This window comes from Sulfitobacter sp. CW3 (assembly GCF_019392245.1).
In the GTDB taxonomy this organism is placed as follows: domain Bacteria; phylum Pseudomonadota; class Alphaproteobacteria; order Rhodobacterales; family Rhodobacteraceae; genus Sulfitobacter.
On record NZ_JAHXRL010000001.1, the window covers coordinates 134362 to 157058 of the forward strand.

The 22697-nt window shown below is 59.5% G+C and carries 20 protein-coding genes; 18 read left to right on the plus strand and 2 right to left on the minus strand.

Annotated elements, in window-relative coordinates; translation table 11 throughout:
• The 6 genes from rsmH to mraY are packed head-to-tail and all read left to right on the plus strand — an operon-like array spanning window position 1 to window position 7172.
• The gene (rsmH, locus tag KZZ06_RS00550) at window positions 1-993 is read left to right on the plus strand and encodes a 16S rRNA (cytosine(1402)-N(4))-methyltransferase RsmH (RefSeq protein WP_219578086.1); all 993 of its coding nucleotides are present in this window, start codon (window positions 1-3) and stop codon (window positions 991-993) included.
• Complete coding sequence (locus KZZ06_RS00555) at window positions 990-1343, plus strand: cell division protein FtsL (RefSeq protein ID WP_219578087.1); 354 nt, start codon at window positions 990-992, stop codon at window positions 1341-1343. The genes rsmH and KZZ06_RS00555 overlap by 4 nt, the downstream gene beginning before the upstream one ends.
• Window positions 1340-3127 carry a penicillin-binding protein 2 gene (locus KZZ06_RS00560; RefSeq protein ID WP_219578088.1) on the plus strand — a complete coding sequence of 596 codons (1788 nt, stop codon included), beginning with the start codon at window positions 1340-1342 and terminating at the stop codon, window positions 3125-3127. Before KZZ06_RS00555 ends, KZZ06_RS00560 begins: the two co-directional genes overlap by 4 nt.
• A 15-nt stretch (window positions 3128-3142) precedes the next feature.
• Complete coding sequence (locus KZZ06_RS00565; RefSeq protein WP_219578089.1) at window positions 3143-4624, plus strand: UDP-N-acetylmuramoyl-L-alanyl-D-glutamate--2,6-diaminopimelate ligase; 1482 nt, start codon at window positions 3143-3145, stop codon at window positions 4622-4624.
• Window positions 4621-6057, plus strand: a complete 1437-nt coding sequence (gene murF, locus KZZ06_RS00570; protein WP_219578090.1) for a UDP-N-acetylmuramoyl-tripeptide--D-alanyl-D-alanine ligase — start codon at window positions 4621-4623, stop codon at window positions 6055-6057. Before KZZ06_RS00565 ends, murF begins: the two co-directional genes overlap by 4 nt.
• A gap of 32 nt (window positions 6058-6089) precedes the next feature.
• Entirely contained in the window at window positions 6090-7172 is a 1083-nt protein-coding gene (gene mraY / locus KZZ06_RS00575) for a phospho-N-acetylmuramoyl-pentapeptide-transferase (RefSeq protein WP_219578091.1), read from the plus strand.
• 95 nt (window positions 7173-7267) lie between these two features.
• Here the strand turns inward: mraY and KZZ06_RS00580 are convergent, their stop codons facing one another.
• Window positions 7268-8179 carry a glutaminase gene (locus KZZ06_RS00580; protein WP_219578092.1) on the minus strand — a complete coding sequence of 304 codons (912 nt, stop codon included), beginning with the start codon at window positions 8177-8179 and terminating at the stop codon, window positions 7268-7270.
• 49 nt (window positions 8180-8228) lie between these two features.
• On the opposite strand from KZZ06_RS00580, the gene murD reads away from it, so the two are divergent.
• Window positions 8229-9623 (plus strand): UDP-N-acetylmuramoyl-L-alanine--D-glutamate ligase, encoded by a 1395-nt coding sequence (gene murD / locus KZZ06_RS00585; protein WP_219578093.1) that lies wholly within the window; start codon window positions 8229-8231, stop codon window positions 9621-9623.
• 64 nt (window positions 9624-9687) lie between these two features.
• Here the strand turns inward: murD and KZZ06_RS00590 are convergent, their stop codons facing one another.
• Entirely contained in the window at window positions 9688-10869 is a 1182-nt protein-coding gene (locus KZZ06_RS00590) for an NAD(P)/FAD-dependent oxidoreductase (RefSeq protein ID WP_219578094.1), read from the minus strand.
• Window positions 10870-11032: 163 nt separating this feature from the next.
• On the opposite strand from KZZ06_RS00590, the gene ftsW reads away from it, so the two are divergent.
• The 11 genes from ftsW to lpxC all read left to right on the plus strand — a co-directional run bounded on the left by ftsW (window position 11033) and on the right by lpxC (window position 22581).
• Window positions 11033-12202 (plus strand): putative lipid II flippase FtsW, encoded by a 1170-nt coding sequence (gene ftsW / locus KZZ06_RS00595; RefSeq protein WP_219578095.1) that lies wholly within the window; start codon window positions 11033-11035, stop codon window positions 12200-12202.
• Window positions 12199-13305, plus strand: a complete 1107-nt coding sequence (murG, locus tag KZZ06_RS00600) for an undecaprenyldiphospho-muramoylpentapeptide beta-N-acetylglucosaminyltransferase (protein WP_219578096.1) — start codon at window positions 12199-12201, stop codon at window positions 13303-13305. The genes ftsW and murG overlap by 4 nt, the downstream gene beginning before the upstream one ends.
• Window positions 13302-14717 carry a UDP-N-acetylmuramate--L-alanine ligase gene (gene murC / locus KZZ06_RS00605; RefSeq protein ID WP_219578097.1) on the plus strand — a complete coding sequence of 472 codons (1416 nt, stop codon included), beginning with the start codon at window positions 13302-13304 and terminating at the stop codon, window positions 14715-14717. The genes murG and murC overlap by 4 nt, the downstream gene beginning before the upstream one ends.
• 32 nt (window positions 14718-14749) lie before the next feature.
• Window positions 14750-15001: a DUF2484 family protein gene (locus KZZ06_RS00610; RefSeq protein ID WP_219578098.1), complete on the plus strand. Its 252-nt coding sequence runs from the start codon at window positions 14750-14752 to the stop codon at window positions 14999-15001.
• Window positions 14998-15258 (plus strand): DUF2484 family protein, encoded by a 261-nt coding sequence (locus KZZ06_RS00615; RefSeq protein WP_219578099.1) that lies wholly within the window; start codon window positions 14998-15000, stop codon window positions 15256-15258. Before KZZ06_RS00610 ends, KZZ06_RS00615 begins: the two co-directional genes overlap by 4 nt.
• A 118-nt stretch (window positions 15259-15376) precedes the next feature.
• The gene (murB, locus tag KZZ06_RS00620) at window positions 15377-16300 is read left to right on the plus strand and encodes a UDP-N-acetylmuramate dehydrogenase (protein WP_219578618.1); all 924 of its coding nucleotides are present in this window, start codon (window positions 15377-15379) and stop codon (window positions 16298-16300) included.
• A 93-nt stretch (window positions 16301-16393) separates the two neighbouring features.
• Complete coding sequence (locus KZZ06_RS00625) at window positions 16394-17308, plus strand: D-alanine--D-alanine ligase (RefSeq protein ID WP_219578100.1); 915 nt, start codon at window positions 16394-16396, stop codon at window positions 17306-17308.
• Window positions 17296-18183 carry a cell division protein FtsQ/DivIB gene (locus KZZ06_RS00630; RefSeq protein ID WP_219578101.1) on the plus strand — a complete coding sequence of 296 codons (888 nt, stop codon included), beginning with the start codon at window positions 17296-17298 and terminating at the stop codon, window positions 18181-18183. Before KZZ06_RS00625 ends, KZZ06_RS00630 begins: the two co-directional genes overlap by 13 nt.
• A gap of 31 nt (window positions 18184-18214) precedes the next feature.
• Complete coding sequence (ftsA, locus tag KZZ06_RS00635) at window positions 18215-19519, plus strand: cell division protein FtsA (protein ID WP_219578619.1); 1305 nt, start codon at window positions 18215-18217, stop codon at window positions 19517-19519.
• A 175-nt stretch (window positions 19520-19694) separates the two neighbouring features.
• On the plus strand, window positions 19695-21299 hold the full coding sequence (ftsZ, locus tag KZZ06_RS00640) for a cell division protein FtsZ (RefSeq protein ID WP_219578102.1): 1605 nt from the start codon (window positions 19695-19697) through the stop codon (window positions 21297-21299).
• A gap of 358 nt (window positions 21300-21657) precedes the next feature.
• A complete protein-coding gene (gene lpxC, locus KZZ06_RS00645) occupies window positions 21658-22581 on the plus strand; it encodes a UDP-3-O-acyl-N-acetylglucosamine deacetylase (protein WP_219578103.1) in 924 nt (307 codons plus the stop codon).
• The last annotated feature ends 116 nt before the right edge of the window (window positions 22582-22697 follow it).

Below are 22697 nucleotides of genomic sequence, written 5' to 3' on the forward strand. Positions count from 1 at the left end.
ATGACCGCTGCCTCTGATACCCCCTCAGCCCCCCACACGCCGGTTCTGCTACGCCCCCTTTTGGCAGCAGTTGCCCCCGTCACGGGGCGCTGGCTGGATGGCACATTCGGCGCGGGCGGCTACACCCGTGGCTTGATTGAGGCAGGTGCGGATCAGGTGATTGCTGTTGATCGCGACCCGCTGGCGTTTGAAATGGCGCAAAGCTGGGCGGCGGCATATGGCGACAAGATCGTCATGCAGCAGGGTGTGTTCTCAAAGATGGACACCTATGCCCAAGACCTTGACGGGGTTGTGCTGGATCTGGGCGTGTCGTCGATGCAGCTTGATCTGGCCGAACGCGGCTTTTCGTTCATGCGCGACGGCCCGCTAGACATGCGGATGAGCCAGCAAGGCCCGTCAGCCGCCGATATCGTCAACGAGGCCGAAGAAGAAACCATCGCGAATATTCTGTTCCAATACGGTGAAGAGCGCGCCAGCCGCCGCATTGCCAAGGCGATTGTCCGCGCTCGTGAAGACGCGCCAATCACCACAACCTTGCAATTGGCTGGGCTGGTTGAAGGATGCTTGCCCCGATCCAAACCCGGTCAGTCGCACCCCGCCACCCGCAGCTTTCAGGCGCTGCGCATCGCGGTGAACAACGAATATGGTGAATTGTTCGAAGGGCTTATGGCTGCCGAACGCGCGCTGAAACCCGGCGGGCAACTGGCCGTGGTGACCTTTCATTCGGTCGAGGACCGGATGGTCAAACGCTTTTTGACCGCGCGTGCAGGGGCGGGCGGTAATGCCAACCGATTTGCCCCCGAGGCCGCACCCGTGCCGCCGCAATTCAAGATCCTCAAACGCAAGGCCATCGGGCCAGACGCGCAAGAGCTTGAGGAAAACCCGCGCAGCCGGTCGGCCAAGTTGCGCGTTGCCATTCGGACCGACGCGCCTGCCGGTCCCGTCGACGCGAAATCGCTCGGCATGCCCATCGTCAAAGGAATCCAACCATGAGAGCCGTGCTTTACGTTCTTACCACTTTGTCGGTCATTGGCTTGGCCTTTTGGGCCTACCGCGAAAACTATGCCACTCAACAAGCGCTTAGCGATACGGATGATCTGCGCCAGGAAATCCGTCAGACCCATAGCAGGCTGGCGGTATTGCGGGCTGAATGGGCCTATCTGAACCGGCCAGAGCGTTTGCGCGATCTGTCCGAGCTGAACTTTGACCGGTTGGGCCTGTTGCCGCTGCACCCCGATCAGTTTGGTGCCATTGATCAGGTCGGTTATCCGCCGCTTCCCGATCTGCCGCTGTTTGAAATTACCCAAGGTGTGGATGTGTCCACGATGGAGGCCACAGAATGATCCGCACCCCGCTGCGTCCATTGGCCCGAATTCTTGAGGCGCGTCAAAAGGGCGAAAACCCCGACGCGATCGAACGTGAAAATACACGTATCCGTCACGAACAGATGCGCGACAGTGCCCGCCAGCGTGCCGAAGGACGGTTGCTGGTCTTGGGCGTGTTCTTTTTCTGTGCCTTTGCCGTGGTGGGCGCGCGCATGGGCGTCATGGCGACCACCGACCCGACAGAGCCGCGCGCGGCGGCCCCCGGTTCCGTGATCTCGGCCACCCGCGCCGATATCGTTGACCGCAACGGCAACCTGCTGGCCACGAATTTTGAGACCCACGCCCTGTACGCGCAGCCGCATCACATGATCGATCCTGAACGTGCGGCGAAAAAGCTGATGAAGGTGTTCCCCGATCTGGATCAGGAACGTCTGGTGCGTGACTTTACCGGGAAACGTAAGTTCCTGTGGATCAAAAAGAAAATCAGCCCTGAACAAATGCAAGCCGTGCATGAAATCGGTGAACCCGGCCTGCTGTTTGCCCCGCGTGACATGCGTCTTTACCCCAATGGTGCCTTGGCTGCGCATATCATGGGCGGTGCCAGCTTTGGCAAAGAGGGCGTGCACGGTGCCGAGGTGATTGGCGTTGCGGGCGCGGAAAAATACTTTGACGATTATCTGCGGGACCCTGCGAACGGCAACAAGCCGCTGGAATTGTCGCTGGATATGACGGTGCAAGCCGCATCTGAACGTATCTTGTATGGCGGTATGAAGCTGATGAACGCCAAGGGTGCGACATCGGTCTTGATGGATGTGCGCACCGGCGAGGTGATCAGCGCCGTGTCCTTGCCGTCGTTTGATCCGAATGATCGCCCCCATGCGGCCATCAGCGGCGATGCGTCGGACAGCCCGCTGTTCAACCGCTCGGTCCAAGGGGTGTACGAGCTGGGATCGGTGTTCAAGATCTTTGCAGCCGCACAGGCGATTGATCTGGGTTTGGTCACTGCCGACACCGTTATTGATACCGCTGGCCCGATGAAGGTCGGCGGCTTCCGGATCGGCGAGTTCCACAATATAAACTACGGCGAACAGACGGTTACGGGTATTATCGTGAACAGTTCGAACCGCGGGTCGGGGCGTCTGGCCTTGCAGATCGGGGCGGAACGGCAGCAGGCATTCCTGAAAAGCCTTGGTTTCTTTGAACCCACCCCGTTCGAGATCGTCGAAGCATCCGGCGGCAAACCCCTGCTCCCCAAACGCTGGGAGGAGCTAAGCTCGGTCACGATTTCATATGGGCACGGGCTGTCGTCCAGCCCGATGCATCTGGCGGCCGGCTACGCGACAATTGCCAATGGCGGTCGCAAAATCGTGCCGACCTTGCTGAAACAATCCGGCCCCAAACTGGGCGACCGGGTGATGTCTGAACGTGCCGCTGCGGACGCGCGGATGATGCTGCGCGCTGTCGTGACCGAAGGCACCGCCAGCTTTGGCGAGGTGCCCGGCTATCAGGTGGGCGGCAAGACCGGCACAGCGGATAAACCCGGACCTCGTGGTGGATACCTAGAAGACAAAGTGATCAACACATTCGCCAGCATGTTCCCCGCGCATGATCCCAAATATGTGCTGATCGTGACCTTGGACGAACCTGTTGAAACATCAGGTGAAAAACCACGCCGCACGGCGGGTTGGACAGCTGTGCCCGTCGCCGCCGAGATGATCCGCCGGATCGCGCCCTTGCTGGGGCTTCGACCAACTGTTGAACCGGGCAGTGTCGCTGATATAACGCTGTCCAGCAGCAACTGATAAAGAGCGTCCCCCATGGGCACACAGGCCGTCCCCCTTTCCTCACTTGGTCTGACCGCAAAGGGGGAGGCCAACCCCGACATTACCGGCATCGCCGTTGACAGCCGTCAGGTGAAAAGCGGCTTTTTGTTTGCCGCCATGCCCGGCAGCAAAGTCCACGGGGCCGAGTTTATTCAATATGCGTTGCGGATGGGTGCGGCTGCGGTACTGACCGATGCCAAAGGTGCTGCGATTGCAGCCGATGCGCTGGCCGACGCGGGCGTTGCCGTTGTCGTCACCGACGCCCCGCGCGAGGCGCTGTCACGCTCAGCCGCCCTGTGGTTCGGTGCGCAACCTGCCACTATGATCGCGGTGACGGGCACGAATGGCAAAACATCGGTCAGCACCTTTGTCCGCCAAATCTGGATCGAAATGGGCCTGTCCGCCGTCAACCTTGGCACCACGGGCGTCGAGGGCGCATGGACAGCACCGCTGGCCCATACCACGCCCGAACCGATCACCCTGCACCGCGCCTTGGCCGAAGCGGCGGCAAACGGCATCACCCATGCCGCGATGGAGGCGTCATCGCACGGGCTGGACCAGCGCCGCCTTGACGGGGTGACGCTGAAAGCGGCGGGATTTACGAATTTCACGCAGGACCATCTAGATTATCACGAGACATTCGAGGCGTATTTCGATGCCAAAGCGGGATTGTTCTCGCGCGTGTTGCCAGAAGACGGGACGGCGGTGATCAACATTGACGATCCCAAAGGCGTCGATATGGCTGCCATTGCGCGTGCGCGGGGCTGCGCTGTCATCAGCGTCGGTCGGGATGGTGGCGATCTGCACCTGACGGGCCAGCGCTTTGACGCCACCGGGCAGGACCTGCGGTTCGATTGGCGCGGCAAGACCTATCAGAAACGGCTGAACCTGATTGGCGGGTTTCAGGCGGATAATATCTTGCTTGCGGCGGGTCTGGTCATCGCTTGCGGGGCAGAGCCTGCCGATGTGTTCGATACGATCCCGCATCTAACCACCGTGCGGGGCCGGATGCAGCTGGCCGCGACCCGCGATAATGGCGGCGCGGTGTTTGTGGATTACGCCCATACGCCCGATGCCATTGCCACCGCGCTTCAGGCGATGCGCCCGCATGTGATGGGCCGTCTGGTGGCCATCGTGGGCGCAGGCGGTGACCGCGATACGACCAAACGCCCCTTGATGGGGCAGGCGGCGGCAGAACATGCGGATCTGGTTTTCGTGACCGATGATAACCCACGCTCGGAAGACCCCGCAGTGATCCGTGCGGCGGTGATGGGCGGCGCACCAGACGCGACCGAAGTCAGCGACCGCGCCGAGGCGATTTTGCGCGGCATTGATGCCATCGGCCCCGGCGATGCGCTGCTGATTGCGGGCAAGGGCCATGAAACCGGGCAGATCATCGGCGATGATGTCTTGCCCTTTGATGATGTGGAGCAGGCCAGCGTTGCGGTCGCGGCACTGGACGGGAGACTAACATGACCTTGTGGACAGCAGCAGAGGCGGCCAAAGCCACCGGAGGCCGCGCAATCGGTGATTGGGCCTGTGACGGCGTATCGATTGACACCCGTACCATCCAAAACGGCGATCTATTTGTGGCCCTAAAGGATGTGCGCGACGGGCATGATTTCGTGGCGATGGCGTTGGAAAAAGGCGCAGGGGCGGCTTTGGTCAGCCATGTGCCAGACGGTGTGGCCGCCGATGCGCCGTTGTTGATCGTTGACGATGTGCTGCAGGGGCTTGAGGCGCTAGGGGCTGCGGCCCGTGCGCGCACGCAGGCCAAGGTGGTCGCGGTGACGGGCAGCGTCGGCAAAACATCGACCAAGGAAATGCTGCTGGCGATATTCGCCGATCAGGGGCGCGCACATGCATCCGTGGACAGCTACAACAACCACTGGGGCGTGCCGCTGACATTGGCGCGGATGCCCGTGGATACCGAATTTGCGGTGATCGAGATCGGCATGAACCACCCGGGAGAGATTTCACCGCTGGCGATCCTGACGAAACCGGATGTGGCGATGGTGACAACGGTTGCAGCCGTGCATCTAGAGGCATTTGACAATGTCGCGGGCATTGCCGTTGAAAAGGCTGCGATTTTCGACGGGTTAGCGCCGGGCGGGGTGGCTGTGATCAACGCCGATATCGAACATGCGGCGATCTTGATGGCCAAAGCGGTTGATTGCCGTCTGCGCGAGGTGGAATTCGGTGAACACGGCTATCATTTCAAACTGAAAGACGTACAGGTCCAAGGCGATGTGACCGTTGTCCAAGCGGACGCCGATGGTACGCCGCTGCTGTTCAAGATCGGCACGCCGGGGCGGCATTTCGCGATGAACGCGCTTGGCGCGCTTGCCGTGGCACAGGCGATGGGGGCCGATCTGGCGCTGGCGGCGGCATCGCTTGGCCGCTGGATGCCTTATAAAGGCCGGGGTGTCCGCGAGGTGATCCATCTGGACCCCGTCGAGACACATATGACGCTGAACCTGATCGACGACAGTTATAACGCCAACCCCACTTCGATGGCTGCCGCGCTCGAGGTTTTGGCCGCGTCAGAAGTGACCCATGACATTGGCCGCGTCAGCAAAGGCCGGCGAATCGCGTATCTGGGCGATATGAAAGAACTGGGCCCCGACGAGATCGCGCTGCACGCGGGGCTGGCCCATCTGGATGCGACCAAAACGCTGGACGTGATCCACTGCGTCGGTCCGTTGATGCGGTCGCTATATGATCTTATTCCGGCACATCAGCGGGGCGAATGGGCCGCGACCGCGGCGGAATTGCTGCCCGGATTGGCAAGCCATCTGGACAGTGGCGATGTGGTGCTGGCCAAGGGATCATTGTCCATGAAATTAGGCCTTATCGTTGACGCGATCCGTAAAATGGGCCATCCGGTGCCAAACAAAGAACAGGGCTAAGGCCCGCAAAATTTTGAGTTAGGACGCGCAAAATGCTCTATTGGTTGACCCTGCTGTCGGACGGCGGCGATTTCTTCAACCTTTTCCGCTACATCACGTTTCGGGCGGGTGGCGCGTTTATGACAGCGCTGATTTTCGGTTTCTTGTTTGGCAAGCCGCTGATCGCGGTTTTGCGCAGACGTCAGGGCAAAGGCCAGCCGATCCGCGATGACGGCCCCGAGGGGCATTTCGTGAAGGCGGGCACACCGACAATGGGCGGGCTGCTGATTGTGGGGGCGCTGCTGACCTCGACCTTGCTGTGGGCGCGGCTGGACAATCCGTTCGTCTGGATGATCCTTTTCGTCACAATAAGCTTTGCCGCGATTGGGTTTGCCGATGATTATGCCAAGGTCAGCAAGCAGACCGTGGCAGGTGTCTCCGGTAAGGTGCGTCTATTGCTGGGTTTTATCATTGCCGGGATCGCCGCATTTTGGGCGGCGCAATACCATCCTGCCGAGCTGCAAAACCAGCTTGCCCTGCCGGTGTTCAAGGACACGCTGATCAACCTTGGCTATCTGTTTATTCCGTTTTCAATGATCGTCATCGTGGGGTCTGCCAATGCGGTGAACCTGACCGATGGTCTGGACGGGTTGGCGATTATGCCAGTGATGATCGCGGCGGGGGCTTTGGGCGTGATTGCCTATGCCGTGGGCCGGGTCGATTTTACCGAATATCTGGATGTGCATTATGTGCCGGGCACGGGCGAAATTCTGATTTTTACTGCGGGCCTCTTTGGCGGTGGCCTTGGGTTCTTGTGGTATAACGCGCCGCCTGCGGCTGTGTTTATGGGCGACACCGGTTCGCTGGCTTTGGGCGGCGCATTGGGCGCGATTGCGGTTGCCACCAAACACGAGCTGGTTCTGGGCATTGTGGGCGGTCTGTTCGTGGTCGAGGCGATGTCGGTGATCATTCAGGTGCTGTATTTCAAACGCACCGGCAAGCGGGTGTTCCTGATGGCCCCGATCCACCATCACTATGAGAAAAAGGGCTGGGCCGAGCCGCAGATCGTGATCCGGTTCTGGATCATCTCGTTGATCCTGGCGATGATCGGTTTGGCGACGTTGAAAGTACGCTAGGCGAAAGCCTGTCGCTGTCTGGGGGCAAGAGGGGGCCAGCCCCCATCGGCCTTTGGCCGATTCCCCCGGAGCTTACTTGGCAAAATGAAACGTCGTTAAAAAATGGACCAGCCCATGTCGCGGGCGAGGATGGCCATGGCTTCGGTGCCTTTTTTTGAATTGCCATAACGGTTGAGACCCGGCGACCAGACCGCGACGCTGGCGACGCCGGGCACAATTGCGAGGATGCCGCCGCCAACACCTGATTTGGCGGGCAAGCCCACGCGATAGGCAAAATCGCCTGAGCCGTCATAATGTCCGCAGGTCAGCATCAGCGCATTCAGCCGCCGGATCCGTTGGGGCAGGATCATCCGGGGGAGTTTCGTGGTTTCGATGAGGAACCGCCCGGACATGGCGAGCTGGCGTGCGGACATCTCGATCGCGCAGTGGTGGAAATAGGTGCCGAGGGTTTTGTTCGGCGTGTTGTTCAGATTGCCGCAGGAGGCCAGAAAATGCGCCAATGCGAAATTGCGGTGGCCGTGGGATTTTTCGGAGGCGGCGACCTTTTCGTTGATGTGGATATCGTCGTCGCCTGCTGCTGCACGGATGAATTGGAGGATTTCGGCCAGCGCCTCGCGGGGGAGGCGGCCGGTGAGAATTTCATCGGTGGTGACGATCGCGCCTGCGTTGATAAACGGATTGCGGGGGCGCCCGTTTTCCTGTTCGAGCTGCACAATCGAGTTGAATGCCTTGCCCGATGGTTCGCGCCCTACGCGACGCCACAGCTGATCGCCTGAACGTCCCAAGGCGATGGCCAGGGTATAGACCTTGGTAATCGATTGTACCGAGAACGGCGTGTCCGCATCGCCTGCGGTAAATACGTCGCCATCTGCCGTGGTCACCGCGATAGCGAATTGCGCGGGGTCGATATGGGCGAGTTCAGGGATATAGCTGGCCACAGCGCCCCAGTCATCGTCGCGGCGCATGTCGTCGTTGAGCTGGGACAGAATATCTGGCAGAGGGGACATATCAGGCTCCTAAGGCGGATTCAGGGGCATCGCTAGCAGGAGATCGGGCATGATACCAGTTCAGGGTTTGGCAGGCGCACGGGTCGCTATTTTGGGCTTGGGACGTTCGGGGCTTTCGGCGGCGCGGGCTTTGGTCGCGGGCGGGGCAGTGCCTGTGTGTTGGGATGACAATCCGGCGGCGCGCGAAAAGGCGCAGGCCGAGGGGTTCGAGTGTCTGGATCTGCTAAAGGCGGGGGCCTTTGCTGATGTAGCGCGTTTGATCGTGAGCCCGGGTATTCCGCATCTCTATCCTGCGCCCAACCCCGTGATTGTCGCCGCCCAAGACGCGGGCGTAGCGGTGGATAATGACATCGGTCTGTTCTTTCAAAGCTTTGCCACACAGGGCTGGGACAATTTCGATCAGATGCCCAAGGTGATTGCGGTGACTGGGTCAAACGGGAAATCCACCACCTCGGCGCTGATCCATCACATTTTGCAGCATGCGGGCAGGCCCACGCAACTGGCCGGTAATATCGGGCGCGGGGTTCTGGACATCGATCCTGCGATTGACGGCGAGGTGGTGGTGTTGGAACTGTCGAGCTATCAAACCGATCTGGCGCGTAATCTGACGCCGGATGTGGCGGTCTTTACCAATTTGAGCCCCGATCACCTGGACCGTCACGCCGGCATGGGCGGGTATTTCGCAGCCAAGCGCCGGTTGTTCGCCGAGGGTGGGCCGGACCGTGCGATCATCGGCGTGGACGAGGCCGAGGGGCGTTTTCTGGCCGGGCAGCTAAGCGAAGGAGCCGCGGATGACCGGGTCATTCGCGTGTCGGTGGATCGTACGTTGGCTGGCCTTGGCTGGAATGTTTTTGCGCGCAAAGGGTTCCTGGCTGAAATGCGTAATGGCAAACAGGTGGCATCGATCGATCTGCGCCAGGTTGAAGGGCTGCCGGGGGCGCATAACCATCAAAACGCCTGCGCCGCCTATGCCGCGTGTCGGACATTGGGCTTTGCGCCCAAAGTGATCGAGGCGGCATTTCACAGCTTTGGCGGGTTGCCGCATCGCAGCCAGACAGTGGGGGAGGCCCGCGGTATCCGGTTCGTGAATGACAGTAAGGCCACCAATGTGGATAGTGCAGTCAAAGCGGTGGCGGCATTCCAGAACATCCGCTGGATTTGTGGCGGGCTTGAGAAAGAGGGGGGCTTGGGCGATCTGACCAACCCCCTGCCGACTGTGCGAAAGGCCTATGTGATCGGGCGCGAGGCTGCGCAGTTTGCCATGAAGCTGGGGGTAGAGGCCGAGGTGTGTGGCACGATGGATGTGGCCGTGGCGCGCGCTGTGACCGAGGCCGAGGCGGGCGATGTTGTTCTGCTGGCCCCTGCGGCGGCGAGTTTTGATCAATATGATAGTTTCGAGCGGCGCGGGGATGATTTTGTTGCTCAGGTGCAGAAGTTTTTGTGAGGGCGTGGGGGCGCTGCCCCCGCAGCCTTTGGCTGCTCCCCGGGGATTTTAGTCCATTTGGAAATTAAGGGTGCCCTGCGATGTGGCGGGCGGCGGCCATGCCTGATGACCATGCCCATTGGAAGTTATACCCGCCAAGCCATCCGGTGACGTCCACGGCTTCGCCAATGAAATAGAGACCGGGCGTGGTTTTGGTTTCCATGGTTTTGGAGGACAGCGCATCTGTGTCGATCCCGCCAAGGGTGACTTCGGCGGTGCGGTAACCTTCGGTGCCTGATGGTGTCATCTGCCAATTTGACAGGTTGTCGCAGAGATTTTGCAGGCGGACATCGGACCAATCGGCAAGGTTACCTGTCAGATCGAATTGCGTGGCGAGGTGATCGACCAGCCGCGAGGGCAGGTGTTTGGCGAGTTCCGTTGTGAAGTTTCGACGGCCATAGGTTTGGCGCTGGTCGCGCAGTTTGGCGAACAGATCGTTTTTCGGCAGCAGGTTGAGCGTGATGGTCTCTCCGTCGTGCCAATAGCTTGAGGCCTGAAGGATGGCGGGGCCAGAGAGACCGCGGTGCGTGAACAACAATGCCTCGTCAAATGATGTGTTTCCGGCGGTCACACGGGCCGGCGTGGCGGTGCCCGAGATCGGGGCAAACCGCGCATCGGTGAAGGTGAACGGCACAAGCCCTGCGCGGGTGGGCGTCACGGGAATGCCGAAGCTTTCCGCGATCTCGTAGGCGCGGCCTGTTGCCCCCATCTTGGGGATGGATTTGCCGCCGGATGCGATGACCAGATGGGTGGCGGTTATTTTGGTGCTGGCATCCGGCGTTGTCAGGGTCATCGTGAAACTGCCGTCGGTTTTGGTGATGTCACCAAGGCTGCTTTGCAAGCGCAGATCGACATGGGCCTTATCCATCAAGCCGCGCAGCATGGCGACGATTTCCTTGGCCGAGGTGTCGCAGAACAATTGCCCGAGGGTCTTTTCGTGCCACGCGATGCCGTGGGCATCGACGAGTTCGATGAAATCCCATTGGGTGTATTTCGCCAGCGCAGATTTGGGGAAATGCGGGTTGGCGCAGATAAAGGCGTCGGCGGTGCAGTGCATGTTGGTGAAATTGCAGCGACCGCCGCCGGAAATGCGGATCTTTTCGCCGGGGGCCTTGGCGTGATCGACAAGCAGCACCCGCCCGCCCGCATGGGCCGCGCACATCATGCCGGCCGCCCCGGCACCAAGGATCACGGTATCATACTGCATGCCCCGCGCTTTGCCTGAGGCGGGCAGGGCGGTCAAGGCCCCGATCCCATTGGCAGGTTTGCGCGGGCGATGTGAAAACGGGCTAGCGCCGTTGGCCAATTCGCGCTATAGTTAAAGGTAGACCCCGAAAAGGGGCGTGATGAGGCAGTGTAAGGCAGTTACCATGACAGAAATGGTCTATGGCGCGGTTCCCGTACGGGATGGCGAACCCATTCTTCCAAAATGGTGGCGGACAATTGATAAATGGGGCATGTTTTGCATCCTCATGTTGTTTGCCGTCGGGATGCTGTTGGGGCTGGCTGCGTCGCCGCCACTGGCTGCCAAAAACGGGTTTGATTCCTTTCATTATGTCCAGCGTCAGGCCGTGTTCGGGTTCCTTGCGATTGGGGCGATGCTGCTGACGTCGATGATGACGCCGACCATGGTGCGCAGGCTTGCTGTTATCGGGTTTCTGGTATCATTCGTGGCCTTGGCATTGTTGCCGTTTTTCGGAACAGACTTTGGCAAAGGCGCGATGCGATGGTATTCGCTGGGCTTTGCGTCGTTTCAACCGTCCGAGTTTTTGAAGCCGGGTTTTGTGGTTGTATCCGCGTGGATGATGGCTGCGTCTGTTGAGATTAACGGCCCGCCGGGCAAGACATGGTCCTTTGCGCTATGTGTTTCCATTGTGTTGATGTTGGCCTTGCAGCCCGATTTCGGGCAGGCCTGTCTGGTGTTGTTCGGGTGGGGCGTGATGTATTTTATCGCCGGTGCGCCGCTGGTATTGCTGGTCGGGATGGCCGGCATGGTGGTGGTTGCCGGCACCGTGGCCTATTCGAATTCCGAACATTTCGCCCGCCGGATTGACGGGTTTTTGTCGCCTGATGTCGATCCGCGCACCCAGCTTGGCTATGCCACGGATGCGATCCGCGAGGGCGGGTTGTTCGGCGTTGGTGTGGGCGAAGGACAAGTGAAATGGTCGCTGCCTGATGCGCATACGGATTTTATCATCGCGGTTGCCGCCGAAGAATACGGGCTGATTTTGGTGATGGCCGTGATCATTCTATATGCGGTTGTGGTGGTCAGATCGTTGCTGCGTTTGGTGCGCGAACGTGATCCGTTCATTCGTCTGGCGGGCACCGGTCTGGCGTGCATGTTTGGTGTGCAGGCGATGATCAACATGGGCGTTGCCGTGCGGTTGCTGCCCGCCAAGGGGATGACTTTGCCGTTCGTTAGCTATGGCGGGTCGTCGGTTATTGCGTCGGGCATTGCCGTTGGCATGTTGCTGGCCTTTACGCGGACGCGGCCACAGGGCCAGATCTCCGACCTGTTGGGCCGGGGGCGTGGCCGATGAATAGACGTATTCCGCTTTTGACAATCGCTGCGGGCGGCACCGGGGGGCACATGTTCCCCGCGCAGGCGCTGGCCGAGGTGATGCTGGCGCGCGGCTGGCGGGTCAAGCTGTCAACAGATGCACGCGGCGCGCGTTATACTGGCGGTTTCCCCGATCAGGTCGAAATTCAGCAGATCAGCAGTGCGACCTTTGCCCGTGGTGGTTTGGCGGCCAAGGCGGTGGCCCCGTTTCGTATTTTTGGCGGCGTCATGGGGGCTGTTTTTAGCATGCTGCGCGATAGACCGGATGTGGTTGTGGGCTTTGGTGGGTATCCGTCGATCCCGTCTTTGACTGCCGCTTGGATTTTGCGCAAACCCCGGATGATCCACGAACAGAACGGCGTGTTGGGGCGGGTGAATACGTTCTTTGCCAAACGTGTAGATGCGGTTGCCTGTGGCACCTGGCCCACGACCCTGCCCGAGGGCGTCGAGGCGTATCATGTGGGTAACCCTGTGCGCGCATCCGTGTTGGAACGTGCCGGTGCCGGATATATCGAGCCGGGCGATTACCCGATGGAAGTGTTGGTGATGGGCGGCAGCCAAGGCGCGCGCATCCTAAGCGAGGTCGTGCCACCCGCCCTTGCAAACCTGCCGATGGAGATGCTGCGCAATATCCGCGTCAGCCATCAGGCGCGCGACGAAGATGCGCAGCGGGTGTCTGAATTCTACGCCGAAAATGGGATCAACGCGGACGTACAGCCGTTCTTCCACGACGTGCCGCGCCGCATGTCAGAGGCGCAGTTGGTTATCAGCCGGGCAGGCGCGTCCAGCGTTGCGGATTTGTCGATCATTGGCCGCCCTTCGGTTCTGATCCCCTATGCAGCGGCGACGGGTGATCATCAAACCGCAAATGCGCGCGGGTTGGTTGCTGCTGGTGCGGCAATCCTGGTACCCGAAGACATGGCCGATCCGGAACGCCTGACCAAACAGATTGAGATGGTGCTGTCGAACCCGTCCGGCGCACAGCAAATGGCCAAGGCGGCCCTGTCGGCGGGCAAGCCTGACGCGGCAGAACAGCTCGCACAATTGGTAGAACACTTGGGAAATAAAGGACCCGCAACATGAACGCAGCCACCAAGCTTCCTACCGATGTGGGCCCGATTCATTTTGTTGGCATTGGTGGCATCGGCATGTCCGGTATTGCCGAAGTGTTGTTGAACCACGGCTACCGTGTGCAGGGGTCTGACCTGAAAACGACCAAGATCACCGACCGTCTGGTCGAACTTGGCGCGACCGTGTTCGAAGGGCAAAAAGCCGAAAACATTCAAGGGGCCGAGGTCATCGTGATCTCGTCCGCGATCAAACCGGGCAACCCCGAACTGGACGCCGCGCGCGTTGCCGGGATGCCGATTGTGCGCCGTGCTGAAATGCTGGCCGAGTTGATGCGCTTGAAATCCAACATCGCGATTGCAGGCACCCACGGCAAGACGACGACCACCACCATGGTTGCCGAGCTGCTGGTCCATGGCGGCATTGACCCCACGGTTGTGAACGGCGGGATCATTCACGCCTACGGGTCAAACGCGCGGATGGGGCAGGGCGAATGGATGGTGGTCGAGGCCGACGAATCCGACGGTACGTTCAACCGCCTGCCTGCGACCATTGCGATTGTGACCAATATCGACCCCGAACATATGGAACATTGGGGTGACTTTGACACCTTGCGTCAGGGTTTCTTGGATTTCGTGTCGAACATTCCGTTCTACGGTCTGGCGATCTGTTGCATCGACCACCCCGAGGTGCAGGCGCTGGTGGGCAAGATCACCGATCGCCGCGTGATGACCTATGGTTTCAACGCCCAAGCCGACGTGCGTGCGGTAAACCTGCGCTACAAAGCGGGCGTTGCGCATTTCGACATCCAGTTTCAGGCCGAAGACATCGTGATCAAGGATTGCACCCTGCCAATGCCGGGTGATCACAACGTATCGAATGCCTTGGCTGCCGTTGCCGTGTCGCGTCACCTTGGCATGAAGGTCGATGAAATTCGCGCAGCACTTGCCGGTTTCGGGGGCGTGAACCGTCGCTTTACCAAAGTGGGCGAAGTGGACGGCGTCACGATTATTGACGATTATGGCCACCATCCGGTTGAAATCACCGCCGTACTAAAGGCCGCGCGCCAGGCAACCGAAGGCCGCGTGATTGCCGTGCACCAGCCGCACCGCTACAGCCGCCTGCATCACCATTTCGAAGAATTCTGCGCCTGCTTTAACGATGCCGATGTGGTGGGCATTGCCGAAGTTTACGCCGCCGGCGAAGACCCGATTGAGGGGGCCAGCCGCGATGATCTGGTGGCGGGGCTTATCCGCCACGGTCACCGCCACGCCCGCGCTGTTCAAGACGAAGACGACCTTGCCCGCCTTGTGCTCGAACAAGCAGGGCCGGGGGATATGGTTGTCTGCCTTGGGGCCGGTACGATCAGCGCTTGGGCCAATGGGTTGCCCGCTGCATTGGAAGCGATAAAAAAGGGTACTGCCTGAATGGCGGGCCTGGCCAAACGCGGGGGCGTAGAATGACGCTTGCGTGGCTTTGCCTGATCTGGGTATTCTTGTCAGCAACCGTCGCCACCTTGCCCTTGCGTATGCAGTTTATTCCGGGGGCGATCCTGTTGGTTGCGGGGCCGGTTTTGATTATTGTAATTGGTTTTGAAGTTGGGTTTGTTTTTAGTGTGATCGCTCTTGCTGCCTATGTGTCCATGTTCCGCAATCCTTTGCTGTTTCTACTGGCAAAGCTGCGCGGGCAAAAACCCGAGGTGCCAAGGTGACCCTTTCCCTGACGCTTGCCTGTCTATGGGCTGTTATTGCCAATATCATCGCACTGACCCCCAGTTCCGATAATCACTGGCGCAACGCCTATGGCTTGATCGCGGTCGGCATTCCGATTGTCGGCTATGTGACGATGCAGCACGGGCCATGGATTGGCATGCTGGTTCTGGCGGCGGGGTGTTCGGTCTTGCGCTGGCCGGTGATCTTTCTGATGCGCTGGCTGCGGCGCACGGCGTTTCAAGGCCCAGCTGAATAACGCCCAATCGGGCCTTTTGGCCCGCGTATGGGCTGTGTGATACGCCAGTGGCGCGTGGTTGCCGCCCAAGAAACCCGCCGGTTTGACGACAGCCGCAAACAGCGATACCCCGCACAACATGACAGATATTTCATTTCCCGACATGCGCGGCAAGCTGACGCCGCAACGCCCGCTAAGCGATCTGACATGGCTGCGCGTTGGCGGCGTGGCTGATTATCTGTATCAACCTGCCGATGCTGATGATCTGGCGGCTTTCTTGCGTGCATTGCCCGAAAATGTGGCAGTGTTTCCGATGGGGGTCGGGTCCAATCTGATCGTGCGCGATGGCGGGTTGCGTGCCGTGGTGATCCGGCTGGGCCGCGGCTTTAACCAGATCGAGATCGATGGCGACCATGTGATTGCAGGCGCGGCGGCGCTGGATGCCCATGTGGCCCGTAAAGCGGCGGATGCAGGTCTGGATCTGACGTTCCTGCGCACGATCCCGGGCAGCATTGGTGGTGCGGTACGGATGAACGCAGGCTGTTATGGCAGTTATACGGCCGATCACTTTGTCAGCGCGCAGGCGATTACGCGCAGCGGCGATCTGGTCACGTTGACGGCGCAAGACCTTGATTTTAAATACCGCCAGACCACGCTGGACGACGGGTGTGTCGTGATCTCGGCCATATTTGCCCCGCCAAAGGGCGATCCCGAAACGCTGCATACCCGCATGGAAGACCAACTGCGCAAGCGCGATGAAACCCAGCCCACCAAAGACCGCAGCGCCGGTTCGACCTTTCGCAACCCGGCCGGATTTTCCAGCACGGGGCAGGCCGATGATCGCCATGATCTGAAGGCATGGAAGGTGATTGACGACGCCGGAATGCGCGGTGCCACCTTGGGCGGCGCGCAAATGAGCCCCAAACACCCGAACTTCTTGATCAACACCGGTGGCGCCACTGCCGCAGAGTTGGAAGGATTGGGCGAAGAAGTGCGAAAAAAGGTTTACGATTCCAGCGGTATCACGCTAGAGTGGGAAATTATGCGTATCGGCGAAAAATAATCGCGCGAACGTTCAGGCACGGTGCCGCGTCGCGGCAAACTACACAATAAATAGGGTCAGCAAGACCCAGTTAAAAAGGCACATTGAGTGGGCATGTCGAGCAGGACAGACCCGAAAGTAGTGGTATTGATGGGCGGCCCTTCCGCTGAGCGGGATGTGTCTCTCTCAACGGGGCGTGCATGCGCTGCTGCTTTGCGGGACAAGAATTTCAACGTGATCGAGGTGGATGCTGGCCCCGATCTGTGCGCTGATCTGCGCGCGGCGTCCCCTGACGTTGTGTTGAACTGTCTGCATGGTCGTTGGGGCGAAGACGGCTGCGTTCAGGGTATTCTTGAATGGATGGGTATTCCTTATAGTCATTCGGGTGTGCTGGCCTCGGCGCTGGCCATGGACAAACAACGCAGCAAAGAAGTGTTCCGGTCTGCCGGGTTGCCGATTGTCGAAAGCATTATCGCGCCTGCCGCGGATGTGCGCGCCCGCCACGTGATGGAACCGCCCTATGTCGTTAAGCCCAACAACGAAGGGTCGTCTGTCGGCGTCTATCTGGTTGATATCGAAAACAACGGCCCGCCGCAGCTGAGCGCGGATATGCCAACCGAGGTGATGGTCGAACGCTTTGCCGCCGGTCGCGAATTGACGACGACCGTGATGGGGCAGCGCGCCTTGACGGTGACTGATATCCTGACCACCGGCTGGTATGATTACGACGCGAAATACAAAGAGGGCGGATCGACCCATGTGGTGCCCGCCGACATCCCCCAAGAGATTTTTGAACTGTGCATGGATTATGCCCTGCGCGCCCATAACGCGCTTGGATGCCGTGGTGTCAGCCGCACGGATTTCCGCTGGGATGAAAGCCGCGGTGCCGATGGCCTGATCTTGCTTGAGACAAACACCCAGCCCGGTATGACGCCCACATCGCTGTCGCCTGAACAGGCGCAGGCGGTTGGCATTTCCTTTGGCGAACTTTGCGCCTGGATGGTGGAGGACGCATCATGCAATCGCTGATAAACCGCGTGAAACCCGCCAGAGCCATCAAGGCTGATCCGGCCCCGTCCCGTTGGGCGTGGCGCATGCAACGTCTGATGTTGACCCCCGCATTCCTGTTTGGCCTGCGCTTTGGTGTGCCGTTTTGCTTGGCGCTGTTGGTAGGCACGGTCTATCTGACCGATGATGCGCGGCGCGGGCAGATCACCGATGGCTATGCCAGCCTGCGGTCCAGCATCCAGCAGCGCCCCGAATTTATGGTCAAGCTGATGGCCATTGATGGTGCCGGGCCCGAACTGGCTGCAAATGTACGCGCTGCGTTGCCAATTGATTTCCCGACCAGTTCTTTTGACCTTGATCTGGCGGCGATGCGGTCCACGATCATGCAGCTGCCGGGCGTCAAGCACGCAACCTTGCGGGTGAAACCCGGCGGGCTGTTGCAGGTCGAGGTCGAGCCGCGCGTTGCAGTTGCCGTGTGGCGCAGCCAGGACGGTTTGGCGCTGATCGACGCCAGCGGTGCCTATATCGGCAGATTGGTCCACCGCACGGACCGTTCTGATCTGCCGCTGGTGGCGGGTGAAGAGGCAAATGTCAGCGTCGCCGAGGCACTGGATCTTTTGCGGGTCGCGGCCCCCTTGGGCGACCGTCTGCGCGGGTTTGTCCGCATGGGCGCGCGCCGTTGGGATGTTGTGCTGGATCGCGAACAACGCATTTTGCTGCCCGAAACGGGTGCAATCCAAGCGTTGGAACGCGTTATCGCGCTGGAAGGCGCACAAGAGGTTCTGACCCGTGATGTTGCGCGGGTCGACATGCGGTTGGCACAAAGACCAACCGTACAAATGAATAAAGAGGCCACCCAAGAATGGTGGCGCATCAGGCAAATTTCGGGACAGTAACGTTATGGATCTTTACGACAGTCAACGGTCGATGCGCCACATGCGCAAGCTTGCTATGCAGCGCGGCGTTGTGGCTATTTTGGATGTGGGCAGCTCGAAAATCGCCTGCCTTGTCCTGCGGTTTGACGGGTCCGGCCGCATTTCCGACGAAGGCGAGATCGGATCGCTGGCCGGGCAATCCGGTTTCCGCGTCATTGGTGCGGCGACAACCCGTTCACGCGGTGTGCGCTTTGGTGAAATCTGCGCCATGCAAGAAACCGAACGTGCCGTGCGCACGGCGCTTCAGGCCGCGCAAAAGATGGCCAACATCCGCGTTGATCACGTGATCGCCTGTTTCTCGGGGGCTGAACCGCGCAGCTATGGTTTGGATGCGCAGATCGATCTGGAAGGGCAGGTCGTGTCCGAGCAGGATGTGGCACAGGTTTTGGCCAGTTGTGATGTTCCTGAATACGGCGAGGACCGCGAAGTGTTGCACGCGCAGCCCGTGAACTTTGCCATTGATAACCGGTCGGGCCTGTCTGACCCGCGCGGGCAGTTGGGCAACGCGTTGTCGGTCGATATGCATATGCTGACCGTTGATGCCGCCGCCGTGCAGCATCTGGCGCATTGTATCAAACGCTGTGATCTGGAACTGGCGGGGATCGCGTCCTCGGCCTATGTGTCGGGCATTTCCGCACTGGTCGAAGATGAACAGGAACTGGGCGCTGCCTGTATCGATCTGGGCGGCGGGTCTACATCCGTGTCGATCTTTATCCGCAAACACATGATCTATGCCGATAGTGTTCGGATGGGCGGGGATCACATCACATCGGATATTTCGATGGGATTACAGGTGCCCACCAATAACGCGGAACGGATCAAGACATTCTATGGCGGGGTCCATGCCACGGGGATGGATGACCGCGAGATGATCGATATCGGCGGCGACACGGGCGACTATGAACATGACCGGCGCACGGTCAGCCGTGCCGAATTGATCGGTATTATGCGCCCCCGCGTCGAAGAGATCCTTGAGGAAGTGCGCGCACGTCTGGACGCGGCTGGGTTCGACCATTTGCCTAGCCAGCAGATCGTTTTGACCGGCGGCGGCAGCCAGATCCCCGGCCTTGACGGATTGGCAAGCAAGATCTTGGGCCATCAGGTCCGCCTTGGCCGTCCGCTGCGTGTGCACGGGCTGCCGCAGGCCGCAACGGGCCCCGGTTTTGCCTCGGCTGTGGGTTTGGCGCTGTTTGCAGCCCACCCGCAAGACGAATGGTGGGATTTTGATATTCCCGCAGATCGGTATCCGGCGCGGTCGCTTAAGCGCGCGGTCAAGTGGTTTAGAGACAACTGGTGATCGCAAGATGCAGTGCATCGGGCAAAATCAGGTAAGAATCGGCAAAAAAACGCCCAGATAGTGTGTCAAAACTGTGTTTTTTTGGGTGACGCATGGCGTTAACCTCTATACGCTAGGGCAAATTGAACGGAATAAATGCCCCGTTAGCGGGCACGCAATTACAGGCGGATGGCACATGACATTGAATCTTTCCATGCCCGGACAGGGTGACCTGAAACCCCGGATCACCGTTTTCGGTGTCGGTGGCGCAGGCGGCAACGCCGTGAACAACATGATCGAGAAGAACCTCGATGGTGTTGATTTCGTGGTTGCTAACACGGACGCGCAAGCGTTGCAGCAAGCCAAGGCAGAGCACCGCGTTCAGCTGGGCATCAAGGTTACCGAAGGTTTGGGTGCTGGGGCACGGGCGTCTGTTGGGGCCGCCGCTGCCGAAGAAAGCATCGAACAGATTGTTGATCACCTTGCCGGCGCGCACATGTGCTTTATCACGGCTGGTATGGGCGGGGGCACCGGGACAGGTGCCGCACCGATCATCGCACAAGCCGCACGTGAATTGGGTGTTCTGACTGTTGGTGTTGTAACCAAGCCGTTCCAGTTCGAGGGCAACAAACGCATGCGTCAGGCCGAAGAGGGCGTCGAAGCCCTGCAAAAGGTCGTTGATACGCTGATCATCATTCCGAACCAGAACCTGTTCCGTCTTGCGAATGAAAAAACCACATTCACCGAAGCGTTCTCCATGGCGGATGACGTTTTGTACCAAGGTGTTAAAGGCGTGACCGATCTCATGGTCCGCCCCGGCTTGATCAACCTCGACTTTGCTGACGTTCGCGCCGTAATGGACGAAATGGGCAAAGCGATGATGGGCACAGGCGAGGCCGAAGGCGAAGATCGCGCGATCCAAGCCGCCGAGAAAGCCATCGCCAACCCGCTGCTGGACGAAATCAGCCTGCGCGGTGCCAAGGGTGTTCTGATCAACATCACAGGTGGCCACGATCTGACCCTGTTCGAACTGGACGAGGCGGCAAACCGCATTCGCGAAGAAGTCGATCCAGAGGCAAATATCATCGTCGGGTCCACGCTGGACACCGAATTGGGTGGCGTCATGCGCGTCAGCGTTGTTGCGACCGGTATTGACGCGGTCGACGTGAACACGGAAATGCCCGTGCCGCGCCGTTCGATGTCGCAGCCATTGCAGCAAAAAGTAGCAGCACCTGCACCCGCCGCCGAGGAAGCACCTCAGAATGTTGCGGTTCAGGAAGAGTACGAAGACGAGCAGCCACAGTTGTTTAAAGAAGCCGCTTCGGCTGACACAGGTAATTTCGGCCAAGATGATATTTTCGCCGAAGACACAGGCGAAGCAGATGATCTGCCGCCCCCTGCCTACCGCCCCGAGGTTGCATCCTTTCAGCCGCGCCGCGAGGAGGTTCGTCACGAGCCCGAGCAAGAAGCATTCGTAGCGCCGCGTGCACCGGCCCCCGGCACACCATCGCCCGAAGCCTTGGCGCGTCTGCGTGCCGCCGCTCAAAAGACACCTGCGACAGCCGGTCAGCAGCGCCCACAGCCTGCCGCGCCCGAGCAAAGCGAAAAGCGTTTTGGGATCAATTCGCTGATCAACCGCATGACAGGCCACAGTGAGCCAGAGGCGCAACAGCGTCCGGCACGTCACCAGCCACAAGTGCAAACGCGGGCCTCGTCTGCTGCACCACAGCCGCGCGATTCCCACGACGAAGATCAAGAGCGCATCGAGATCCCTGCGTTCCTGCGCCGTCAGGCGAACTAAGACCACCAAGACGACCTTGTAGACGATCGAAAAGACCATCCTTCGGGGTGGTCTTTTTGCATTTTCGGGCGGGAGTTCTAGGTGACGCCAAGCACGGGCAGGGCGTGAACCTTGTAACGTTCCGCTGAATCCCGTGAGTTTTATTGAATAAAACTGATCACAGTTTAAATGGATTGGCGTGTTTTTCGGGTGATATTATTATTGCAAAACAGTGTCTTGGCGCAATATGGGCGCATTTGTGCCTAATTGTAACATTCATGTTTCAGACCGTAGCAATGATTGAATTGAGCATCCGGAACCCCCTCGATAGGAGGTTGTTCACCTTAGACAGACGATTTTTGACCATTGAGGTTTTATTGTGCAGACAACGATCAAGACGGCAATCAGCTTTACCGGAAAGGGCCTGCACTCGGGCCTTCCCGCGACTGTGACGATCCGTCCGGCTGGCGCGCATCATGGCATCTGGTTTTCCCGGTCCGACCTCGACGTTGGCGATCGTCTGATTCCCGCCCGTTGGGACGCCGTGAACCGGTCACCCTTGTGCACCAAGCTTGAGAACGCGTCGGGTTTGCAAGTGTCGACTGTTGAACATTTGATGGCTGCGATTGCGGGCTGCGGTATTCACAACGCCCTGATCGAGATTGACGGCCCCGAGGTTCCTATCCTTGACGGGTCTGCGGCCCCCTTCGTACGCGGTATCATGGAACGCGGTGTGCGCGTGTTGTCTGCGCCTGTGATGGTGCTTGAAGTGTTGAAAACCGTCACTGTGACCGACGGCGACGCATCGGCAACGATTGCGCCAAGCGATACGATGAAAATCGACTTTGAGATCGATTTTGTAGACGCGGCGATTGGTCACCAACAGAAATCGCTGGTGATGAACAACGGTTCATTCGCGCGGGAACTGTGTGACAGCCGTACCTTCTGCCGTCAGGCAGATGTCGATGCGATGCAGGCCAACGGTCTGGCACTTGGTGGGGACGCCGGTGAAAACGCTGTGGTGTTTGACGGTGACAAAGTTGTCAGCCCCGGCGGGCTTCGCCATGCGGACGAACCTGTGCGCCACAAAATGCTGGATGCTTTGGGTGACCTTGCGTTGGCAGGGGCCCCCTTGATCGGCCATTATACAGGCGTGCGCGCGGGCCATTCGTTGACAAACACGTTGTTGCGGGCGTTGTTCGCAACCCCCGGTGCCGTTCGGTTGGTCGAATGTGATACCGATATGGCGCAACAACTGCCGGGTTATGGTCTTGTTTGGGATGAAATCCCCGCCGTTGCTTGACCCTATACTGTTGAAGAGTTGAAACTCCTCTTCAGCTTGGTTAATCCTAGCTTTGAAAATCAAGTCGGCGACGATAAGACTTTGTCTTGTGGGTTTAATCATCGTTTTGTTGCGTG

Coding starts and splice junctions, on each gene's coding strand:
- rsmH (WP_219578086.1), top strand. CDS start 1: ATGACCGCTGCCTCTGATACCCCCTCAGCCCCCCACACGCCGGTTCTG.
- KZZ06_RS00555 (WP_219578087.1), top strand. CDS start 990: ATGAGAGCCGTGCTTTACGTTCTTACCACTTTGTCGGTCATTGGCTTG.
- KZZ06_RS00560 (WP_219578088.1), top strand. CDS start 1,340: ATGATCCGCACCCCGCTGCGTCCATTGGCCCGAATTCTTGAGGCGCGT.
- KZZ06_RS00565 (WP_219578089.1), top strand. CDS start 3,143: ATGGGCACACAGGCCGTCCCCCTTTCCTCACTTGGTCTGACCGCAAAG.
- murF (WP_219578090.1), top strand. CDS start 4,621: ATGACCTTGTGGACAGCAGCAGAGGCGGCCAAAGCCACCGGAGGCCGC.
- mraY (WP_219578091.1), top strand. CDS start 6,090: ATGCTCTATTGGTTGACCCTGCTGTCGGACGGCGGCGATTTCTTCAAC.
- KZZ06_RS00580 (WP_219578092.1), bottom strand. CDS start 8,179: ATGTCCCCTCTGCCAGATATTCTGTCCCAGCTCAACGACGACATGCGC.
- murD (WP_219578093.1), top strand. CDS start 8,229: ATGATACCAGTTCAGGGTTTGGCAGGCGCACGGGTCGCTATTTTGGGC.
- KZZ06_RS00590 (WP_219578094.1), bottom strand. CDS start 10,869: ATGCAGTATGATACCGTGATCCTTGGTGCCGGGGCGGCCGGCATGATG.
- ftsW (WP_219578095.1), top strand. CDS start 11,033: ATGACAGAAATGGTCTATGGCGCGGTTCCCGTACGGGATGGCGAACCC.
- murG (WP_219578096.1), top strand. CDS start 12,199: ATGAATAGACGTATTCCGCTTTTGACAATCGCTGCGGGCGGCACCGGG.
- murC (WP_219578097.1), top strand. CDS start 13,302: ATGAACGCAGCCACCAAGCTTCCTACCGATGTGGGCCCGATTCATTTT.
- KZZ06_RS00610 (WP_219578098.1), top strand. CDS start 14,750: ATGACGCTTGCGTGGCTTTGCCTGATCTGGGTATTCTTGTCAGCAACC.
- murB (WP_219578618.1), top strand. CDS start 15,377: ATGACAGATATTTCATTTCCCGACATGCGCGGCAAGCTGACGCCGCAA.
- KZZ06_RS00625 (WP_219578100.1), top strand. CDS start 16,394: ATGTCGAGCAGGACAGACCCGAAAGTAGTGGTATTGATGGGCGGCCCT.
- KZZ06_RS00630 (WP_219578101.1), top strand. CDS start 17,296: ATGCAATCGCTGATAAACCGCGTGAAACCCGCCAGAGCCATCAAGGCT.
- ftsA (WP_219578619.1), top strand. CDS start 18,215: ATGCGCCACATGCGCAAGCTTGCTATGCAGCGCGGCGTTGTGGCTATT.
- ftsZ (WP_219578102.1), top strand. CDS start 19,695: ATGACATTGAATCTTTCCATGCCCGGACAGGGTGACCTGAAACCCCGG.